The organism is Microlunatus soli (assembly GCF_900105385.1).
GTDB lineage: Bacteria > Actinomycetota > Actinomycetes > Propionibacteriales > Propionibacteriaceae > Microlunatus > Microlunatus soli.
On sequence record NZ_LT629772.1, the window covers coordinates 5,562,969 to 5,582,503 of the forward strand.

21 protein-coding genes and 1 pseudogene are annotated in these 19,535 nt (G+C 66.6%); 8 read left to right on the forward strand and 14 right to left on the reverse strand.

Annotated elements, in window-relative coordinates; genetic code table 11:
• Positions 1-8: 8 nt before the first annotated feature.
• The 4 genes from BLU38_RS25490 to BLU38_RS32115 are packed head-to-tail and all read right to left on the reverse strand — an operon-like array spanning position 9 to position 3,355.
• Positions 9-1,391, reverse strand: coding sequence for an ABC transporter substrate-binding protein (locus BLU38_RS25490; protein ID WP_091528826.1), 1,383 nt, complete (start codon positions 1,389-1,391; stop codon positions 9-11).
• Positions 1,392-1,419: 28 nt separating this feature from the next.
• Positions 1,420-2,304, reverse strand: coding sequence for a carbohydrate ABC transporter permease (locus tag BLU38_RS25495; RefSeq protein WP_091528829.1), 885 nt, complete (start codon positions 2,302-2,304; stop codon positions 1,420-1,422).
• A 2-nt stretch (positions 2,305-2,306) separates the two neighbouring features.
• A complete protein-coding gene (locus tag BLU38_RS25500; protein ID WP_091528831.1) occupies positions 2,307-3,197 on the reverse strand; it encodes a carbohydrate ABC transporter permease in 891 nt (296 codons plus the stop codon).
• 23 nt (positions 3,198-3,220) lie between these two features.
• Entirely contained in the window at positions 3,221-3,355 is a 135-nt protein-coding gene (locus BLU38_RS32115; RefSeq protein ID WP_269458139.1) for a hypothetical protein, read from the reverse strand.
• Between the two features lie 149 nt (positions 3,356-3,504).
• On the opposite strand from BLU38_RS32115, the gene BLU38_RS25505 reads away from it, so the two are divergent.
• The 5 genes from BLU38_RS25505 to BLU38_RS25525 all read left to right on the forward strand — a co-directional run bounded on the left by BLU38_RS25505 (position 3,505) and on the right by BLU38_RS25525 (position 8,197).
• Positions 3,505-5,145 (forward strand): glycoside hydrolase family 10 protein, encoded by a 1,641-nt coding sequence (locus tag BLU38_RS25505; protein WP_091528833.1) that lies wholly within the window; start codon positions 3,505-3,507, stop codon positions 5,143-5,145.
• A 170-nt stretch (positions 5,146-5,315) separates the two neighbouring features.
• Complete coding sequence (gene cysD, locus BLU38_RS25510; RefSeq protein ID WP_091528836.1) at positions 5,316-6,254, forward strand: sulfate adenylyltransferase subunit CysD; 939 nt, start codon at positions 5,316-5,318, stop codon at positions 6,252-6,254.
• On the forward strand, positions 6,254-7,519 hold the full coding sequence (locus BLU38_RS25515; RefSeq protein WP_091528840.1) for a sulfate adenylyltransferase subunit 1: 1,266 nt from the start codon (positions 6,254-6,256) through the stop codon (positions 7,517-7,519). The genes cysD and BLU38_RS25515 overlap by 1 nt, the downstream gene beginning before the upstream one ends.
• A gap of 61 nt (positions 7,520-7,580) precedes the next feature.
• Positions 7,581-7,823 carry a type II toxin-antitoxin system Phd/YefM family antitoxin gene (locus BLU38_RS25520; protein WP_091528842.1) on the forward strand — a complete coding sequence of 81 codons (243 nt, stop codon included), beginning with the start codon at positions 7,581-7,583 and terminating at the stop codon, positions 7,821-7,823.
• Complete coding sequence (locus BLU38_RS25525; RefSeq protein WP_091528844.1) at positions 7,820-8,197, forward strand: type II toxin-antitoxin system VapC family toxin; 378 nt, start codon at positions 7,820-7,822, stop codon at positions 8,195-8,197. Before BLU38_RS25520 ends, BLU38_RS25525 begins: the two co-directional genes overlap by 4 nt.
• Here BLU38_RS25525 and BLU38_RS25530 read toward each other — a convergent pair.
• From BLU38_RS25530 to BLU38_RS25555, 7 genes and pseudogenes are all read right to left on the reverse strand, one after another.
• Positions 8,175-9,131, reverse strand: coding sequence for an RNA polymerase sigma factor (locus BLU38_RS25530; RefSeq protein WP_331715050.1), 957 nt, complete (start codon positions 9,129-9,131; stop codon positions 8,175-8,177). The genes BLU38_RS25525 and BLU38_RS25530 overlap by 23 nt on opposite strands.
• A gap of 40 nt (positions 9,132-9,171) precedes the next feature.
• Positions 9,172-9,321, reverse strand: a pseudogene (locus tag BLU38_RS32205) (RNA polymerase subunit sigma-24); the annotation flags it as partial.
• A 22-nt stretch (positions 9,322-9,343) separates the two neighbouring features.
• Positions 9,344-9,754 (reverse strand): YciI family protein, encoded by a 411-nt coding sequence (locus tag BLU38_RS25535; protein WP_091528846.1) that lies wholly within the window; start codon positions 9,752-9,754, stop codon positions 9,344-9,346.
• Between the two features lie 42 nt (positions 9,755-9,796).
• Positions 9,797-10,345 (reverse strand): pyridoxamine 5'-phosphate oxidase family protein, encoded by a 549-nt coding sequence (locus BLU38_RS25540; RefSeq protein WP_231920037.1) that lies wholly within the window; start codon positions 10,343-10,345, stop codon positions 9,797-9,799.
• 118 nt (positions 10,346-10,463) lie between these two features.
• A complete protein-coding gene (locus tag BLU38_RS25545; protein WP_157683710.1) occupies positions 10,464-11,234 on the reverse strand; it encodes a DUF4097 family beta strand repeat-containing protein in 771 nt (256 codons plus the stop codon).
• Between the two features lie 106 nt (positions 11,235-11,340).
• Positions 11,341-12,993 carry an extracellular solute-binding protein gene (locus tag BLU38_RS25550; RefSeq protein WP_091528851.1) on the reverse strand — a complete coding sequence of 551 codons (1,653 nt, stop codon included), beginning with the start codon at positions 12,991-12,993 and terminating at the stop codon, positions 11,341-11,343.
• 53 nt (positions 12,994-13,046) lie between these two features.
• The gene (locus tag BLU38_RS25555; RefSeq protein ID WP_091528853.1) at positions 13,047-14,714 is read right to left on the reverse strand and encodes an FAD-dependent oxidoreductase; all 1,668 of its coding nucleotides are present in this window, start codon (positions 14,712-14,714) and stop codon (positions 13,047-13,049) included.
• A 127-nt stretch (positions 14,715-14,841) separates the two neighbouring features.
• Here BLU38_RS25555 and BLU38_RS25560 point away from each other — a divergent pair, with 127 nt between their 5' ends.
• Positions 14,842-15,915 carry a LacI family DNA-binding transcriptional regulator gene (locus BLU38_RS25560; protein ID WP_172836221.1) on the forward strand — a complete coding sequence of 358 codons (1,074 nt, stop codon included), beginning with the start codon at positions 14,842-14,844 and terminating at the stop codon, positions 15,913-15,915.
• 114 nt (positions 15,916-16,029) lie between these two features.
• On the opposite strand, the gene BLU38_RS25565 is transcribed toward BLU38_RS25560, so the two are convergent.
• Positions 16,030-16,431: a VOC family protein gene (locus tag BLU38_RS25565; RefSeq protein ID WP_091528857.1), complete on the reverse strand. Its 402-nt coding sequence runs from the start codon at positions 16,429-16,431 to the stop codon at positions 16,030-16,032.
• 47 nt (positions 16,432-16,478) lie between these two features.
• Between BLU38_RS25565 and BLU38_RS25570 the strand changes: the two genes are divergently transcribed.
• Entirely contained in the window at positions 16,479-16,889 is a 411-nt protein-coding gene (locus BLU38_RS25570; protein WP_091533135.1) for a VOC family protein, read from the forward strand.
• Between the two features lie 28 nt (positions 16,890-16,917).
• The gene (locus tag BLU38_RS25575; RefSeq protein ID WP_091528859.1) at positions 16,918-17,820 is read left to right on the forward strand and encodes an aminoglycoside 6-adenylyltransferase; all 903 of its coding nucleotides are present in this window, start codon (positions 16,918-16,920) and stop codon (positions 17,818-17,820) included.
• Positions 17,821-17,875: 55 nt separating this feature from the next.
• Here the strand turns inward: BLU38_RS25575 and BLU38_RS25580 are convergent, their stop codons facing one another.
• Complete coding sequence (locus BLU38_RS25580) at positions 17,876-18,340, reverse strand: lamin tail domain-containing protein (protein ID WP_157683711.1); 465 nt, start codon at positions 18,338-18,340, stop codon at positions 17,876-17,878.
• 198 nt (positions 18,341-18,538) lie between these two features.
• A complete protein-coding gene (locus tag BLU38_RS25585) occupies positions 18,539-19,420 on the reverse strand; it encodes a methyltransferase domain-containing protein (protein ID WP_157683712.1) in 882 nt (293 codons plus the stop codon).
• Positions 19,421-19,535 lie beyond the last annotated feature (115 nt).

Here is a 19,535-nt window from a genome sequence, read left to right on the forward strand (position 1 = left end):
GACGACGACTACTTGCCGATGGCTGCGTTGGCGCCCTTCTCGGCCTTGGCCAGTCCGGACTTCACCGGGGTGCGGCCGAGGAAGATCTCCTTCAGGATCGGCTCGTAGTAGTCCTGGGAGCCCGAGCCGCCGGTTCCCTTCGGTGCCTGGATCGTCTTGCCGGCGGCGGCATCGACGAACGGCTGGACGTCGATGCCCTTGCCCTTCCAGTGCTCGACCCAGGCTTCCTGGGCGCTGGTGACGGCGGGCAGCGCGCTACCGGACTCACCGATGTAGGCGTTGCCGTCCTCCGACCCCAGCCACTTCAGCACCTTCTTCACCGCGTCGGTGTTCTTGGTCGCCGAGCTGGCGACCAGCCCGACACCGCTGGCGACGCCGTAGCTTCCGGCCGGGCCGGCGGGGTTGGCGGTGACGCCCCACTCGAACTTGGTGCCGTCGGCGACGTTGGACAGGTTGTAGGTGCCGGACTCGAAGATCGCCAGGTTGCCCTGCAGGAACTGATCACGGCTGAAATCGCCGTTGTCGTTGGTGTCGGCGGCCGACGGTGCGACGTGATGCTTGTTGATCAGATCGATCAGGTACTGGAACGCCTGCACGGTCTTCTGATCGCTGCCGAAGACGAACTTGTTCGAGCCGTCGGCCTGCCACTTGCCACCGTTGGAAGCCAAGAACGGGAAGTAGATGCCCTGCAGGTCGTACGCCGCATTGTGCCCGTAGACCTTCAGCTTCTTCGGGTTGAAGCCGGAATCGTCCGCGGACTTGCCGGTGCTGTCCTTGGTCAGCTTCTTCAGCGCCGGCAGCAGGGTGTCACCCGAACCGCCACCCGGCCGCCAGGTCAGCTTGGTCGGGTCGACGCCGGCCTCGTCCAGCATCGTCTTGTTGTAGAAGATGCCGTTGGCGTCGGCGACCTGCGGAACCGCCCAGAGCTTGTCCTTGTAGGTGTACTGCTCGACCAGCGACTGTTGCCAATCGTCGTCCGCCTCGCCGAGCAGGGTTGCGATGTCGGTGATCTTGCCGGCGTCGGCGTACTGGGTGAAGTTGGTCGAGTTGGTCCAGAACAGGTCGTCCACCGTGCCGCCGCCGACGTCGATCGGCAACTGCTCCCAGTAGTTGGCCCAGGGGACGACGTTGATCTTGACGGTGATGTCGGGGTTGTCCTTGCTGAAGGCGGCGAACGACCGCTGGTAGGCCTCGGCGACCTTCTCGTCCCAGAGCCGGAAGCCGACCGTCGTCTTGGCGCCGCCACTGCCGGCGCCGGACCCCTTCTCGGCCTGCTGGTTGGGGGAGCAGGCAGCCAGGAACGCCGTCCCGGCACCGGCACCGAGCAGGCCGAGGGCGTGCCTGCGCCCGAAGGTCTGCGCACGGACGGGGGAGAGCTGCGGCTTGGTCATGGCCGGGCACCTTTCTTGATCTCGTACATCATTTGAAACCGCCGATCGCGATCGAATTCGTGATCTGACGCTGGAAGATCAGGTAGATCAACAACAGCGGCAACAACGCGATGGTGGTGGCGGCCATCACCAGCGTCCAATTGCCGTTGTACTGGCTCTGCAGGGCGGCAGTGGCCACGGTCAACACCGCCCAATCGTTGCCGGTGGTGATCACCCGGGGCCACAGGAAGTTGTTCCACTGCGTGACGACGGTGATCACGGTCAGGGTAGCGATGATCGGGCGGGAATAGGGCAGCACCACGTACCAGAGGACACGCAGGGTGCCGCAGCCGTCGATCCGGGCCGCTGCCTCCAGGTCTGCCGGCACCGAACGGAAATACTCCCGGAGCAGGAAGATCGCGTACGGCGAACCGAACAGGGTGGGCAGCACCAACGCCCAGAAGGTGTTCCGCAGCCCGGCGGCGGTGAGCATCCCGTACAGCGGCACGATGGTGGTCACGCTGGGGATCATCATGGTCGCCAGGTAGGCCCAGAAGATCACGTCCCGACCCCAGAACCGCAGCCGGGCGAAGGCGTACGCGGCCAGGATCGAGCAGCCGAGCTGGACCACCAGGATCACCACGGTCACCTGGACGGTGACCGCGATCGGCGAGATGAAATTGTGCTCGGCACCGAACAGCCGGCTGAAGTTCTGAGCGGTGAGCGGCGCCGGCGGCGTCAGCGCGGAGCTGGTGGCGAATTGTCGGGGAGACTTCAGGGCGGTGCCGAAGCTGAGCAGGAACGGGCCGACGATCAGCACCGCTCCGAAGATCAACACTGCGTAGATCGCCAGCGTGCTGAGAACTCGGCGACCACCCCGACCACCGAGACGGGCGCGACGGGCGCGAGCACCAGAGACCGCTTCAGTACTCATGATCAGTTCACCACGTCGTAGGTGATCCGGCGGCGGAAGTAGACCTGCTGGATGACGGTGACGGTGATCAACACCAGCATCAGCAACACCGACAGCGCCGAGGCCTTGCCCAGGTCGAGCCGTTCGAAGGCGAGATTGTAGATGCGGTGCGCGATCACATCGGTCCGGCCGGGTGCTCCCGGACCGCCGCTGGTCATCGCGTACACGGTGTCGAAGACCTGGAAGGAGGAGATGATGCTGGTGGCCAGCACGAAGAACGTCGTCGGCCGGAGCAGCGGCATCGTGATCCGCCAGAAGACCCCGAGCTCGGTGGCGCCGTCGACCCGGGCCGCGTCCTGGATGTCGGCGGGTACGCCGGTCAGGCCGGCCAGGTAGAACAGGGCGACGTAGCCGACCTGGGTCCAGACGCTGACGAAGGACACCGCGGGCAGAGCGGTCGCGAAGTCCGACAACCAGGCGATCCGGGTGCCGAGGATCGCATTCAGCGCGCCGTCGGTGGGTGCGAAGATCCACTTCCAGACCACGCCGAGGGTGAGTGGCGCGCAGATCCAGGGCAGCGCGAAGATCACCCGGAACACCGGCGAACCCGGCAGTCGCTTGGACAGCAACACCGCCAGGCCGAGTCCCAGCAGTGTCTGGGTCGGGATCACCAGCACCGTGTACTGCACCGTGACTCCGAAGGAGTGCCAGACATCGGGGTCGGTGAGAACCGAGAGGTAGTTGTCCGGGCCGAGCCAGGTCGGGGCCGTGATGATGTTCCAGGACTGGAAGCTGACCGCGATCGCGACGAACACCGGCACGATCAGGAACAAGCCGACACCGACCAGGCTCGGCGCCAGCAAGGCATAGCCGACCGCATTGGCACGTAGCGCGCGTCGTCGGGCCGACCTCATGGTTACCTGCTCGCCCCCTCGTCTCACCGGTAGCTGGCGCCTTGCCGGATGCCGATTGCCCGCCGGCCCATCCGATCATGATCATCTAACCCGAATCGGGCCGGCGGAACGGGGTGGCCCGGCCGGGCGAGTCGGAGTCGATGTCCGATGGTGATCATCACCCACCGATCGGGGTCCAGATCCCTGGTGTCAGAGTATGGATACCCGATCCCAGCGCGGAATGGCCTCGGTGCTGCCAGACTGGGGGACGAATCGTGGCGGGAGCTGGCTACCGCCCATCCCGAGCTGTCCGCAGGAGTGAGGACCGATGCCGACTCGTCGAACTGTGATGGTTGCCGCGGCCGGTGGCCTGGCCGCCGCCGCAGTGGCCGGTGGAGTGGGGTCCGGCGGGCTGGGCTCGGGAGGGCTGTTGGCCGCCGCCGAGCCGGTGCGCCGGCACACCGATCCGTACCGTCCGAAGCGGCAGCTGCGTGGGTTGTGGATCGCGACGGTGGTCAACCTCAACTGGCCGAGCAAGCCGGGTCTGACCGCGGAGCAGCAGCAACTGGAGCTGAATGCGTGGTTCGACCTGGCCGTCGATCGCGGCTACAACGCCGTGATGCTCCAGGTACGCAGCGCCGCCCAGGTGTTGTACGACTCGCCGTTGGAGCCCTGGTCGGCCTATCTGACCGGTACCCAGGGCGAGGATCCCGGCTACGACCCGCTCGGGTTCGCCGTCTCGGCCGCCCATCAGCGCGGCCTGGAGCTGCACGCCTGGTTCAACCCGTACCAGCTGGTCCGCGCCGGCCAGAATCACAACACCGCCCCGAACCACCCGTCGGTCACCCATCCCGAGTGGGCGGTCGCCTACGCCGGTGCGAAGTACTTCAATCCCGGGCTGCCGGAGGCCAGGCAGTGGGTCGAGGACGCCATCATGGTCGCAGTCAAGCGCTACGACATCGACGCGGTGCACTTCGACGACTACTTCTACCCCTACCCGGTGGACGGGCAGACCTTCGACGACGCCGACGCCTACGCCCGCTACGGCGGTGACCTGGAGTTGGCCGACTGGCGCCGGGAGAACGTCAACACCCTGGTCCGTGAGATGGCCGAGCGGATCAAGCAGGCCAAGCCGCACGTCAAGTTCGGCATCTCGCCGTTTGCGATCTGGCGCAATGCGGCGACCGATCCCGCCGGGTCGGACACCACCGGTTCGCAGTCCTACGACACGATCTACGCCGACACCCGGCACTGGGTGCAGCAGGGCTGGTTGGACTACATCTGCCCGCAGGTCTACTGGGCGCAGAGCTTCACCGTCGCCCCGTACGACACGGTGGTCGACTGGTGGTGTGACCAGGTCCGCGGCCGCGACATCTCGCTCTACATCGGCGAGGCCGCCTACAAGATCGGCGATCCCGCCCAGCCGACCTGGGCCGACCCCGAAGAGATGAGCAACCACCTGCTGCACGACTCCCGCTCCGAGGAGGTCGTCGGCAATGTGTACTTCTCCATTCCCTATGTCCGTGACGATCCGCTCGGCGGCATGACCCGGATGGAGAAGACCTGGTACAGCCGGCCGGCTCTGGTGCCGCCGATGCCGTGGATCGACGACACCCCGCCCGATCCGGTCGGTCGGCGCAATCTGAACGCAGTGCGCAGCAGCAGCGGGGTCGAGCTCAGGGTGGTCTCCGGTGACAAGGACGTGGCCCGGTACGCGATCTACCGGCTGCCGCTGACCCATCGGCCGATCCGGCGCGGCGACCCGCGACTCGCCGACGCGACCTATCTGGCCGCCGTGGTTGCGGCCGAGGGCGTCCGCAACGGGATGCGCTGGGCCGACGTCCGCCCGGAAGCTGAGGGCCGGACGTCCGGTGCACACGGTGGTGACGGCTCGACCTACGTGGTGACCGCCCTGGACCGGTTGTGGAACGAGTCCGATCCGGTTTCGGTCAACGTCCGGCACTCGTAGGGTCCTTCGACTGAAATCCTTCCGCGACCGAGCCAGTCCCGTCTCCTGGTCGCCTACCGGGAATCGTCACTCGGTCCGGTACGCTCGCTGGAGCGCCGAGGCAGCCGCCGAACGTCCTGTCATCCAATCCCGTGACCGCGGGAGCCTGATCAGGGGAGCAATACGAACTGATGTCAGCACCGTCTTCACCGACCTCACGACCGACCCGAAGTGATTATCGGCTCAGCCAACTGGATGAGCTGGAGGCGGAGTCGATCCACATCTTCCGTGAGGCCGCCGCCGAGTTCGAGAAGCCTGTGCTGATGTTCTCCGGCGGCAAGGATTCGATCGTGATGATGCGGCTGGCGGAGAAGGCGTTCTTCCCGGCCAAGCTGCCGTTCCCGGTGTTGCAGGTCGATACCGGCTACGACTTCCCCGAGGTGTTGGAGACCCGGACCAACTGGGTGAATCGGCTCGGTGTCCGGCTGATTGTTGCTTCGGTGGAGGAAGCGATCGCCGACGGCATCGTGGTGGATGACGGCAAGACCAGCCGGAACCGGCTGCAGATCGGCACCCTGTTGAACGCGATCGAGGCCGAGGGCTTCACCGCGGCGTTCGGTGGCGGTCGGCGGGACGAGGAGAAGGCCCGCGCCAAGGAGCGGATCTACTCCCACCGCGACGAGTTCGGTCAGTGGGATCCGAAGAATCAGCGGCCCGAGTTGTGGGCGCTGTACAACGGCAAGCTGCACGAGGGCGAGCACATGCGGGTCTTCCCGCTGTCCAACTGGACCGAGCTGGACATCTGGCACTACATCGCCCGGGAGCAGATCGAGATCCCGTCGATCTACTTCGCGCACCGGCGGCGGGTGATCCCGCGGGACGGCATGTTGCTGTCGGAGTCAAACTACGTCCAGCCCAAGGACGGCGAGAGCGTGGTGGAGAAGACCGTTCGGTTCCGCACGGTCGGGGACATGACGTTGACCGGCTGTGTGGAGTCCGAAGCCGACACGTTGAGCAAGATCATCGACGAGATCGCGATCGCCCGCGTCACCGAACGCGGCGCGACCCGTGGGGACGACCGGTTCTCCGAGGCAGCGATGGAGGACCGGAAGAAGGAAGGTTACTTCTGATGACCGAGCTGATTGAGTCCGAAGCCGATCTGCTGCGCTTTGCCACGGCCGGCTCGGTCGACGACGGCAAGTCCACGCTGATCGGGCGACTGTTGCTGGACTCCAAGGCGATCTTCGAAGATCAACTGGAGGCCGTCGAGGCGACCAGCCAGTCCCGGGGATATGACTACACCGACCTGGCGTTGCTCACCGACGGGCTGCGGTCGGAGCGGGAGCAGGGCATCACGATCGATGTCGCCTACCGCTACTTCGCCACCCCGAAGCGGAAATTCATCATCGCCGACACCCCGGGGCATGTGCAGTACACCCGGAACATGGTGACCGGCGCGTCCACTGCTGATCTTGGTCTGGTGCTGGTCGATGCCCGCCAGGGGTTGACCGAGCAGTCCCGGCGGCACGCGGTGCTGCTGTCCCTGCTGCGGGTGCCGCACCTGGTGCTGGCGGTGAACAAGATGGACCTGGTCGACTACGATCAGGCGGTCTTCGACAAGATCGACTCCGAGTTCACCACCTTCGCCTCCCGGCTCAACATCCCTGACCTGCAAGTGATCCCGATCTCTGCGCTGCAGGGCGACAACGTGGTCACCCGGTCGCAGAACATGGCGTGGTACGACGGCCCGTCGCTGATGCATCACCTGGAACATCTGCACATCGCCTCCGATCGCGATCTTCGCGATGTCCGGTTCCCCGTGCAATCGGTGATCCGGCCGAAGTCCGATCAGTACCACGACTACCGCGGCTATGCCGGTCAGGTGGCCGGCGGTGTGCTGAAGCCCGGCGATGAGGTGATGGTGCTGCCCAGCGGCATGACCTCCACCATCGAAGCGATCGACATGTTCGATCGTGAGCTGGACGAGGCGTTCTCCCCGATGTCGGTGGTGGTCCGGCTGGCCGACGACGTCGACGTGTCCCGCGGCGACATGATCTGCCGGACCAAGAACATGCCGCGGCAGACCCAGGACATCGACGCAATGGTCTGCTGGATGATCAACACGCCGCTGAAGCCGCGGCAGAAGCTGATGATCAAGCACACCACCCGGACCGCTCGGACCATGGTCAAGGACATCCAGTACCGGCTGGACGTGAACACCCTGCACCGTGACCTCGAGGTCGACGAACTCAACCTGAACGAGATCGGCCGGATCCAGTTCCGGGTCACCCAGCCGCTGCTGGTCGACTCCTACGAACGCAACCGGACCACCGGTTCGTTCATCCTGATCGACGAAGCCACCGGCGTCACCGTCGGCGCGGGCATGATCAACTGACGACCGGCTACCAACTGACGAACGCTTGGCCAAGCTTGGCCAAGCGCGCTACCGTGGGCTCATGACCAGGGTCAACGTCGGAGAGGCGAAGTCGGAGCTGTCCCAGCTCCTCGCTCGCGCCGAAGCCGGTGAGGAGATCGAGATCGCGCGGAACGGCGTTCCCGTGGTGCGATTGGTCCCGATCGCGACCGCCGGGCCGGGCGCCAGATTCCTTGCAGGTCGAGGAACGCTCCGCGGCCGGATTCGCATCGGTGATGACTTCGAGTTCACCGAGGACGAGCTCGACGCGATGGAGGACCGGTGAGGCTGCTGCTCGACACCCAGGTCGTGCTCTGGCAGCTCAGCGGTGATCGTGACATCAGCAACGCGGCGAAGGATGCCATCTCCGACGCGCGCGAACTTCGCTTCAGTGCTGTGTCGTATGCGGAGATCGGCGTCAAGGTCGCGGTCGGCAAGCTCGACGTCCCAGCTGATCTGATCGACCGCGTTGACGAGTTGGGTCTCCGCACCCTGCCGCTGTCTGCAGAACACGGTCTCGCCGTTGCCGACCTGCCGGTGCACCATCGCGATCCCTTCGATCGGTTGCTGATTGCGCAGGCGGTCACCGAGCGGATGGTGGTCGTGACGGCTGATCAGCGCTTCCACGACTACCCGGTCACCATGATCGACGCGAGTTGAGCCGCGCGGCCTGGCGCGTGAGGTGATCGCGTTCGCGCAGATCGTGCGCCGATCGCGCGGCGTCGGCGTAGAGCCGGGCAGCACTGTCCAGGTCACCGGCACGCTCCTGCAGGTACGCCGCCGCGGCCGCGTACCGGGGGAGTGACGGATCGAGTTCGGCCAACGCGGCCAACCCGGCCGGCGCGCCGTCGGCCTCGCCCACCGCAACCGCTCGGTTCAGCCGGGCGACCGGATTGTCCGTCAGCCGCAGCAGCTCGTCGTACCACTCGACGATCTGCACCCAGTCGGTCTGCTGCACCGTCGGCGCATCGGCGTGCAGCGCCGCAATCGCTGCCTGGGCTTGGAATTCACCCAACCGGTCCCGGGACAGCGCGGCCTGCAGGATGTCGACGCCCTCGAGGATCAGCCGGGTGTCCCAGCGGCTGCGATCCTGGTCGGCCAGTGGCACCAGCCGACCGTCGGCGTCGGTCCGGGCTGCTCGTCGGGCGTGGTGCAGCAACATCAGCGCCAGCAGCCCGGCGACCTCCTCGTGGTGGATCCTGGCCGCCAGTTGCCGGGTCAGCCGGATCGCCTCGGCGGCCAGGTCGACGTCGCCGGAGTAGCCCTCGTTGAAGACCAGGTAGAGCACCCGCAGCACGGTGCCGACGTCGCCCTGCTGGTCGAAGCGCACCGTGGAAACGGTCCGCTTGGCGCGGCTGATCCGCTGTGCCATCGTCGCCTCCGGCACCAGATAGGCCTGGGCGATCTGACGGGTGGTCAGGCCACCGACAGCGCGCAGCGTGAGGGCGACCGCCGACGCCGGTGTCAGGGACGGGTGCGCACACAGGAAGTAGAGCAGCAGGGTGTCGTCGCTGTCGCTGACCGGCCCGGTCGTCGGCTCGTCCTCGGCCCGTTCCTCCCCGCTGTCGTCGGGATGTCTCGGACCGGGTCGCATCGATGAACTTGCGCCAGGCAACGGTGACCAGCCAACCCTTCGGGTCTCGTGGCGGGTCGTCGGGCCAGACCCTGACCGCCTCCAGCAGCGCATCGGAGACAGCGTCCTCGGCCGGCGCGAAGTCTGCTCCGCGCCGGACGAGGATCCCGATCACCGCGGGGACGAGGTCCCGCAGTGCTGTTTCGTCCATGCTGTTCGGTCCACGCCGTCGTTCACTCGGTTGCTGAGGAGGACTCGGTCATGAACGGTCGGACCTCCAGCCATTCGTGGAGTGGCGTGCCGCCCGGCCCCGGTGCCGCGGACAGGTCACCGGCCAGCTCGACCGCTCGGTCCCAAGAGTCGACGTCGATGACGTACCAGCCCGCGATCAGGTCCTTGGTCTCGGCGAACGGGCCGTCGGTGACCGGTGGCCGCCCCTCGCCGTCGTAGCGGATGAATGCGCCGTCGGGGCTGAGCGCCTGGCCCTCGACGAACTCGCCGGACTCCACCAGGCGGGCCTCGAAGTCCTTCATGAACTTCATGTGGGCATCCCACTCCTCGGGCTTCCAGTGGTCGGCCGTCGGGTAGTCGACGATCGGCGCCGGGCCGCCACGGTAGTGCTTGAGAATCAGGTACTTGGCCATCTCGTTCTCCTTGATCGTTGCGGTCGTTCGGTACGGCCGCTGTCACGCCGGGGACGGAGCAGCCGGCCCGTTCTCGACATCGGACTCCGGAAGCTGGCGTTCGGCCCGCTGCTCGACCAATTCCGCGACGGCGCTCGGCAGCGTGGTCTCGAAGTCGATCAGCTTGGCCCAGGTCGGGGTCACCACGATCCGCACCATCCCGTCGCGGTAGAGCGACCGGACCTCGGCCTCCCATTCCACCCGCTGCTCGGCCGTCATCGCGTAGCTGGTGTTGGCCTCGAGGTATTCGTCCGGGATGCCGTCCACGTAGTCGAGCTCGGCCCGGCCGCGGATCAACAAGATCTTGGGCGGGTGCACCTCGGTGTCGATCGTCAGCGCGACGGACGGATTGGCCTTCAGCGCATGGAGTTTCGGTGCGTTCTTCGAGGTGCACATGACGATCTCGGTGCCGTTCCAGGCAAACGCGATCGGCACCGTACGGGGTGTGCCGTCCTTGGCGACATAGGCCAGTCGGGTGATGTCGCGGGCCAGGAGCTCCCGGCTGAAGGGCCGGTCCAGGACTTCGGTGACGGTGGTCTGCTGCATGATCATCGCGGTGACTCCTGCTCATCGGACGGCCCGTGTGGCCGCCGGTGTACCGGGGACGGAGCGGGCAGAACCGTCTCGACATCGCAGAATGTACAGAATCATCCAGACCGAATGTCCCGATTCAGCGGTGCGTGATCCGCAGCCGCCCGTCGGTGACGGCGGCGTCGATCCGATGCTCGGAGTCGGCTGCCCGTCGAACACCGATCTTGGCTCGCGACCGGGTCAGGTCGGTGCCGATCCGATAATCGGTGTCCGGCAGCCGCAGCGTCGAGTTGCCGCGGACGGATCGGCTGCCGAGGTGTCCCGGTGGCCGGTCGAAGCCCATCACCAGGTAGCCGTCGCTGACGTCGGCGTGCACCCGATCGGCCGAGAGGTGCTCGGCCCGCACGCTACCGCGTTCGACCTCGAGTCGGACGCGGCCGGACAGACGTTCGAGGTTCACATTGCCGTCGGTCACCCGGGCCTTGAGGGGTGCGGTGAAATCCTCGGCGCGGACGTGGCCGTCGTCGGCGGTGAGGTCCACCGCGAGGTCGGCGGGGACCTCGATCCGATAACTGACCGAGCAGCTGACCACCACGCCCGAGCACCGGGTGTTGAGTTGCAGCGTGTCCGGTGACGTCTGACGTACTTCGTTGCCGACCGTGCCGCCGACCCGGGCGGCATCGAAGCGTCGGGTGACCTTGATCCGATGACCGTCGGTCCTGTTGTCCGCCGGCGCTGCGACCAGGGCGACCGAGCCCAGATCGGAGTCGATCGTGAGCGTCGGGCCGTCGACGGTGAACCGTTGTGTTTTCGGCCGTCCGTCGGCGACCTGTTCGGGTGCGCAGGCCGCTCCGGCCAGCAGGACGCAGCAGGCCGCTGCTGACATGGCCAGTCGAATTCTGGTGGACATGAGCCGAAACTATTCGGCGACGGTCGGCACTCGGAACTGTCCATGGTCGCCCGGAGCCCGGGCCCCGGTCCGGCCTGAGTCCGACCCAGGTCCGACTCAGGGTAGGTCAGCCGGCGGCGTTCTTGGACTCGGCGTACTCCTTGGCGATGTCGTCGCCACCCTGGCTGCGCCAGGTCTTGTACGCCTCCTCCAGCGACTTCATCGGCTTGCGTCCGAACAGTACGTCGGACTGGGCATCGTCCAGGATCTTGTTCAGCTGCTTGCCCTTGCGGCTGTAGGTGTCGGAGTAGAGGCCGATGGTCGGATCGTGGACCAGATCCTTGGTGACCCGCTCGTTCCAGGCGTGCTGATAGTCCACACCGGCCTTCACCCCGGGGCCGACGATCGTCTGGGCGTCGGTGATGTACTGCAGATCCATGAACTCCCGGTTGCCGGTGGAGTTCAGCGCGGGCAGGCCGTCGGTCCAGGTGTAGTCGGTGCCTTCGACACCGTACTTGCGTTCCAGATGCTCCCGGGAGCCGATCGGCGCGGCCAGGAAGTTCAGCACGTTCAGGATCTTTTTGATCTTGTCCTCGGGGAGGTCCTTCTTGATCACGGTGATGCCCTGGAAGCCGGTGCCGGCGAAGTGAGCGGCATCGCCGCCGCCCTCGTGCTTGGGCTCCACGATCAGGCCGAGCTTGGCCGCACCCTTCTCGCCACCGCCGAGCTGGCGGACGAAGAGATCCCAGCCGGCGTAGCCGTCACTGGTGAGGGCGACTCGTCCGCCGAAGAACAGGTCCCTGATCTTGGTGTAGGCGATCGAGGCGGAGTCCGGATGGAACAGACCCTTCTTGATCATTCCTGCCGTCAGGCTGACCGCTTCGCGGTGGCGTTCGTCACCGACCGCCGAGGTGAACGTGCCGCCCGACTCGGACCAGCCGTTGGGTGCGCCCAACATCATCTTCAGGTGCATGACCATGTTGGTGGGATTGGCGAACGCCCACCGATTCTTCTTCTTGTCGGTAACCGCGGTCAGCAGTTCCAGGAACTCCTGGTAATTCTTCGGCTCCTGGTTGGCGCCGAGCTGGTCGATGATGTCCCGGCGGGTGTACATCGAAGCACCGGACAGGGCGCGCGGCTGAGTGACGGCATAGATGGTGCCGTTGGAGACGGTCGGCTTCCAGGACGCGGTCGGAATGTTGGCCAGGTAGGGATAGTCCTTGGCGGCGTCTCCGCCGAGATACGGGCCGAGATCGGCGAACACCTTGTTCATCACCCGCGGCTGGTCCGGGGTGGGGAGCGGGAAGTTGCACACGTCCGGCACGTCGCCGCCGGCAATGATCGTCTGGAACTTGGCGCCGTAGTCGTCCGACGGGATGGCGCTGATCTTGAGCTCGCAGCCGAGCCGCTCCTGAAGCCTTGCGTAGAAGGCATTCTTGTCCGCACTCGGCGGTGTCGGTACGAAGGTGGTGTACATCACCGACACCGATCCCAGGCCGGCTCCCGGCGGATCGTCGAAGACCGGCTTCGGATCCTTCGGGTAGGCGTAGTAGCCCGGCATCAGCAGCTCGGACCCGGGCAGATCCGGCTTGATCAACTCGACCGGGACGTAGGTCGGCAACACCGCCTTGCTGTTCCGGGCGGCGGTGTTGGTGTCCTTGGTCGGATCGGAACAGCCGGACAGCGAGGCGCCGGAGGCTGCGGCCAGCCCGATCGCTCCGGCCGCGCCGAGCAGTCGGCGCCGAGAAACGGGCTGGGCGGAGAAGTTGCGGATGGACATGGGGCGATCACTTCCTTGTGTTCACACCGATCGGGTGGTCGAGTCGTGGGACGTCAGCGGACAGTTGTGCGGATCTCCTCGGACCAGGAGAGCTGGAAGCCGAGGGTGTCGGTGAGGAGTTGCTGGAAGTCGGCGAGCAGCGAGCTGTCGGCCCGGACCTTGCGGGGAGTGTGACCGGTCCGCAGGCTGTAGCCGGCCAACGCACCCGCAGCCTCGCCGATCGACCACTCCACCGGATGCAGTCGGTAGCAGCCGTTGGTGATGTGGGTGCTGCCGATGTTCTTGTTGCCGGCCAGGAGATTCTCGACCCGTTGCGGGATCAGCGCTCCGAGCGGGATCTGGAACGGATAGTCGGAGATGTCGATGTAGCTGTGTGCCGGCAACTCGCCGCCGAAGCTGGGATGCAGATCGATCCGGTAGGAGCCGACACCGACGCTGTCGGCGAAGATCTCCGAGCCCGGCGGCAGCCCCTCGGACTGCCGATTCTCGACTCCGACGTGCTTCTCCAGGATCGTGAACTCGGCCTTGATCCGTCGCGACTCCCGGATGTAGGGGCGCAGCGCAAGATCATCGGGGCTGCCGAGCAGGTCGCCGCGCGGTCGGAGCCCGGGATAGCCGGTGCCGCCGTCGAACCGCGGCGCCTCGGTCTGCATCCAGTACAGGAACGAAAGACTCAGCTGCCGCGAGCCTTCCAGGTGTGCGTCCCGGGTGGCGTCGTCGACACCGAGGAGCGGGCCGTCGAAGTAGTCGATCTGCGGCCAGTTGACCAGCGTGACGTCGCTGGCGTAGCGGCCGGGTCGATGATGTCGCAGGTTGAAGATCCGACGGTAGTGCCAGAAGTCCGGTCCCGGCTTGCCGCGCGGTGTCTCGGCGTCGCTGAAGATCTCCCGATGCCGCTTGTCCAGCGAGCGCGGTTCGACGTCGTCCCAGGACAGCAGTGGCGCCGGCCAGAAGTCGGGCTGGTAGCTGCGCCAGTAGTCGTACCGGGCAGGCCGGTCGATGGTGAAGTCGCCGTCGGCGAAGTAGTCCAGGGCGAAGCACCAGGTGTAGGACTGCTGGTCCAGCGGTTGCGCCGGTCCGTCGATGGCATGTAGCTCGCCGGTGTCGGCCCGGCTCTCGGCGCCGTTGACATACTCCACGTCGGCCAGCTCGAGCAGATCACCGAGCTCGGTCGCGTCGATCACGAACGACGCCTGGACGGTCAGCTCGCGCCCGTTGCCGTCGGGCGAACCGTCCCGCAGGGTGACGGCGCGGACCTGATCGCCGTCGGTCGCGGCGGCGATCGGTGCGTGGTGCAGCAACACCGTCAGCTGCCCGTCGGGACGGTAGGGCGCCAGCAGTTCGTCGATCGCCGCAACAGCCACCTGCGGTTCGTGACACAGCGCGCTGACTCCGCCACCGCCGGGATTGAGCAGCGGGTCGGCGGCCGCTTCCTCGGTCAGCGGATAGTTGCGGCGGTAGTAGTCCCGGATCCGCTGCCGCAGCTGCAGATAGCTGCGGGTGGCGCCCTGCTCGGCGATCCACGGGTGTTCGTCCGGCGGCACCGCCTGGGAGGTGAGCTGGCCGCCCAGCCAGGGCGATTCCTCCGTCAGCACCACCCGGGCGCCGAGTTCGCAGGCGGCGAGTGCGGCGGCGACGCCGCCCAGGCCACCGCCGACGATCAGGACGTCGGTCTGCTGTTCGGAGGAGTGGGAACGGGACTGCTGGCTGGTCGGCGACACTGCGAACCTCTCGTGATAAAGCGCATCAGGTAATGCGCTGAACGCTAATTGGTTCGGTACGATGCGTCAACCGTGGATCCCGACCGATCTCAGATCCGGGCCCAGCTCAACCGGAGGACAACAGCGCGTGAGACGAGACAGGCCCCATCGGGTGTCCCAGGCCGACGTCGCCCGTGCGGCGAAGGTCTCGGCCGGCATCGTGTCGTCGGTGATCAACGACCGGGACTACGGCTCGATCCGGGTCAGCGACGCCACCCGGGAACGGGTCTGGGCCGCGGTCCGCGAGCTGGGCTACGTACCGAATCTTGCGGCTCGCAGTCTTGCCCGCGGCAGCAATCGACTGATCGGTGTCTTCACCTACCAGCCGGTCTTTCCCTCGACCAGCCGGGACTTCTACCACGACTTCCTGATGGGCGTCGAGGACGCCGCCGAGGAGGCTGCGTACAACCTGCTGTTGGTGACCGGGGCGCGGACCCCGTCCGGCGACCGGTCGATCTTCGCCGGCGGTGTCAACAACCTGCAGTTGGCCGACGGGGCCGTGCTGCTCGGCGCGGGGGAGAGCCGCGACGAGCTCGCCCGGATGGCGGCGGAGAACTACCCGTTCGTCTACATCGGGCAACGACGTCCCGAAGGCGTCGAACTGTCCTTCGTCGCAGCCGACTATCACGGCGGCACGGCGGCGATCGTCCGTCGGCTCGCCGAGCTGGGGCATCGGAGGATCGCGATGATCCAGGAGGCCGGTGCGGGCGAACCGGTCCCCGGACGCCGGCCGGGCTTCCTGGCCGGCTGCCGCGAGGCCGGCATCGACGACGCTGATCGGCCGTTGCTCACCCTGGCCCGGGACAACGTCGCCGACGACGTCGGCAAGGTCGAGGACCTCGATGCGCTGATCGCGTTGGCGGCGAGGGAATCGATCACCGCGATGGTGGTCGAACGCACCGACACCGCGATGGCGGTCCGAGCCGCAGCGCTGCGCGCCGGGCGTTCGGTTCCGGGCGATCTGTCGATCCTGACCCTGACCGTCCCACCGGAACCGGCCGATGATCCCGGCCTGGCCCACCTGATGATCCCGCGCCGGGAGATGGGCCGCGAAGCCGTCCGGATCCTGCTCGAACTACTGTCCGCGACCGATTCCGGCCCGATCCGCACCACCCTGGCCTGCGGCTTCGACCCCGGCGACACCGTCGCCCCACCCACCTGATCCGCCCGCCCCAACCCGCCGACCCGTCAGTTTCTCCCCCAGTTTCGCGGCGTGTCGCGGAGGAGTTGACGGGTCACCGATGGGGCGTGAGGCCGGCGGAGCTGGGATGCACCCTCAGGTCGCGACCAGCTCGATCTCGAACCCGTACGCGTTCTCCAAATACGCCGCGTAATGATCCGGTCCACCGGCATGCGGATGTCGATCGCCGAACAACACCGACCATCCATGATCACCGCACGCGGCCGTGATCGCGTCCACGGCGTCCCGGGTGGTGTTCAGCGCCAGGTGATTGACACCGGCCCTGGTCCGGTCGAAGACGTCAGTCGCCAGATCCGGTGACTCCTCGATCACCAGGTAACTGCCGTCGGGCGCGCGCCAGGACCGACCGTGTTGCCAGTCCTGATAGGGCGTCCACCCCAGACGCTCGAACAGCCAGTCCCAGGCGGGGAGCTGGTCACCGAGATCGTGCAGCCAGAGCTCGACATGATGGAAGCCGGAGACGGTACCGTCGTTCACACCACCATCATGGCCGATCCGGTGCCAACCACGGGAAGTTGATCACGGTGAAAACGATCTTGGTCTCCTACCGGGTCAGCGATCGGGACCGATCGCTGACCTTCTACACGACGCTGGGCTATCTCGAGGTCGGTCGGGTCGACGTCGAGACCGCCGAGCTGGTGATGCTTCGGCTGCCGGACGAGTCCTCGGTATCGCTGGAGCTGGTGTGTCGGCCCAGCGGCGGCCCGATCTCGGGGGAGTCCGGCTTCGATCATCTGGCGATCGAGGTGGACGATCTCGTCCGGACCAGGGCCCGGTTGGTCGCCGGTGGTCTGAAGCCGACACCGATCGGGCATCCCGGTGGACCCGACGGGCCGACGACCTGTTTCGTCACCGATCCGGACGGCTACCGGATCGAGCTGGTCCAGTGGCCGGACGGCAGCAAGGGTGGAATGACCGAAGCCGACTTCGACTGATCGGCGGAGCGGCCGTTACGGTGCTGCCATGGCGAACTCCGGTGCAGGCTCGGTGGGGCAGCAGGACAAGATCATCGATCAGTTGGTGGCCTGGGGTGAGCGACGCGCCGACGTTGCTGCCCTGATCCTGACCAGCACCCGGGCGATCCCGGGTGGGCACACCGACGCGTACTCCGACTACGACGTGATCGCCGTCGTCGAAGGCGTCGAGGCGATGGTCAGCGACACCGGCTGGCTGGCGGAGTTCGGTGAGGTGTTGATCGACTACTGGGATCCGGTCGAGAGCGACGCCGCGACCGGAGCCGTGCAGGTCGGCAACATCACCAACTACGTCGACGGTCTCAAGATCGACTTCAGTCTGTGGAATGCCCGCTACTTCACCGAGCTGACTTCCGGTCCACGAGCCGATCCCGAACTGGACGCCGGTCATCGGGTGCTGCTGGACAAGAGCGGCCTGACCGCCGGCCTGCCGGCGCCGACCTATCGGTCCTACATACCGCGGCGCCCCGATGAGGCCGGCTACCAGCGGTTGATCACCGACTTCCTGATCGGCGTCCCGTACGTGGCCAAGGGGTTGCTGCGCGACGAACTGCTGCCCACCAAGTGGGTGCTCGACTTCGACATGCGCTTCAACTACCTGGTGCCGATGATCGAATGGCGGGTGCAGTGCGACCACGACTGGTCACTGAAGTCGGGCAATCTCGGGAAGGGGCTGAAGCAGCACCTGCCGCCGAGCATCTGGCAGGCGATGGAGAACACCTTCACCGGCGCCGATCCGGAGGCCAACTGGACGGCTCTGTTCGCGATGATCGATCTGTTCGCCACCATCGCCCGCGAGGTGGCCGAGCATCTGGGCTACCGCTATCCCGGTGATCTGATCGCCAACGTCACCGAGCATGCTCGCCGGATGCGGGCCGGGGACTTCGGCTGACGGCCGACCGACGCCGGGCCGGGGAAGATTGGCCCGGCGGAGGTCGGGAGAGCAGTCAGCAGGTCACGTACGCCTTGGAATGCTTTCTGGGGAAGGTGCAGGTGTCCAACCGGCTTCCCCTGGTGTTCAGCAGGTAGGCGGTGTCGGTGGTGTTGTTCCAGACGTACCAGCGCTGCTTCCAGTAGAGGTGGCTGCCGGTGTTGGTGCCTCGGCCGGTGTGCACGGTCACACTCCTGCGGGCCTTGAGCACGAAGCCCTTCGGGAAGACGAAGGTGTGACCGGCCTTGTCCTTGATCTTGTAGCCGGCGATCTTGATCTTGCTCGAGCCGGTGTTCTTGACCACGACGTACTCGGCGTTCAGCGACTTGTTCGAGCCTCGGTCGGTGCCGGGCGAATCCGCGTACAGCTTGGTGAACCGCAGCTTCGAGGCTGCATCGGCGTTCGACGTGGTCGCGATCAGCGACCCCGAGACCAGACCGGCGACGACCAAGAGGCTCGCCAGGGCGCGCAGGAACTTCATGGGACCCCCACGATGATGAGAAACCAGTGATGGATCGACCGTTTCGGACGGGCAAGCACCGGGACATGGCCACATCAGAGGTGGCCGGTGGATGGCGTCGTGGTCGACGATCAGAACAGTAGCGGTGATCACACCACCGCGCGGCCGATTCGCGATGATCGGGACCTGCGGCCCTAGGTCCGGATCAGTGAAGGTCGGTCAGCAGTGCGGAGCGGCTCCCGGTCGCCCGTTCGGCTCCGAACTCGAGCCGTCGACCGAGCCCGCGCCCCGCCGACCGCGGCTGCACAGGAACGGGTAGAACCAGGCGCGGAACCGCGGATCATGCATCAGTGCGCGGTAGCGGGTCAGGTCGGCCTCGGTCAGCCCGGTGGCGAGCAACGGATCGTGCAACTGGCGGATGTAGTTCAGACTCAACAGACAGCCGGAGCTGCCACCGGCGCTGGTATGGGTGTATTCCACCGTCTCGACGTCCCGCAGACCGACACGGAGCATCGCCTGATCGACCTGCCGCGCCCACTCGTAGGAGATCCCGACACCTCGGCCGATGATGTTGTGGGCGGCATGCTGGACCCGGCGGAACACTTCGGTGTCCTCCGGGCTGGGGGAGGACAGGATCGTCGTCTGCGGCCCGGTCCACTCGCCGATCACCAGCCAGCCGCCGGGCGCCAGGGCGTCGACCAGGCTCTGCAGGATCTGTTCCCGTGCGCTCAGGTGCATCAGGACGAGGCGAACGTGGATCAGGTCGTACGGACCGCCGGGCACGCCGTCCTTGATGTCGTGCTGCCGGACCTCCAAACCGATGCGGGACTGCAGTCGGCGGGTGTCGATGTCGACGGCGACGACAGAGCCGTCGGGGCCGACGCGGTCGGCGAGCCCGGCGGCGATCGTCCCGCCGCCGGCTCCGACCTCCAAGCAGCGCCAGCCGGCGCCGAGGCCGGTGGCGTCGAGGATGTTCATCGACTGCCGGTCGAGCAGCGTCGCCAGATGATCGAGCTGTTCGGTCGCCAACCGGTCGCTGGCGCCGAGGGCGTACTCCCGATGCTCGGTGCCGGGCGGGCGGATGCTCGATGCGGTCGTCATGCCAGTTCCCCCTGCCGCTGTGGTCTTCGTGCGGTGTCGTTCTGTAGCTGGAAATAGGACGGTAGACATCCGACGGGTGCTCGAGGCAGTTGTTTCGAGCACGGTCGAAGGCGGA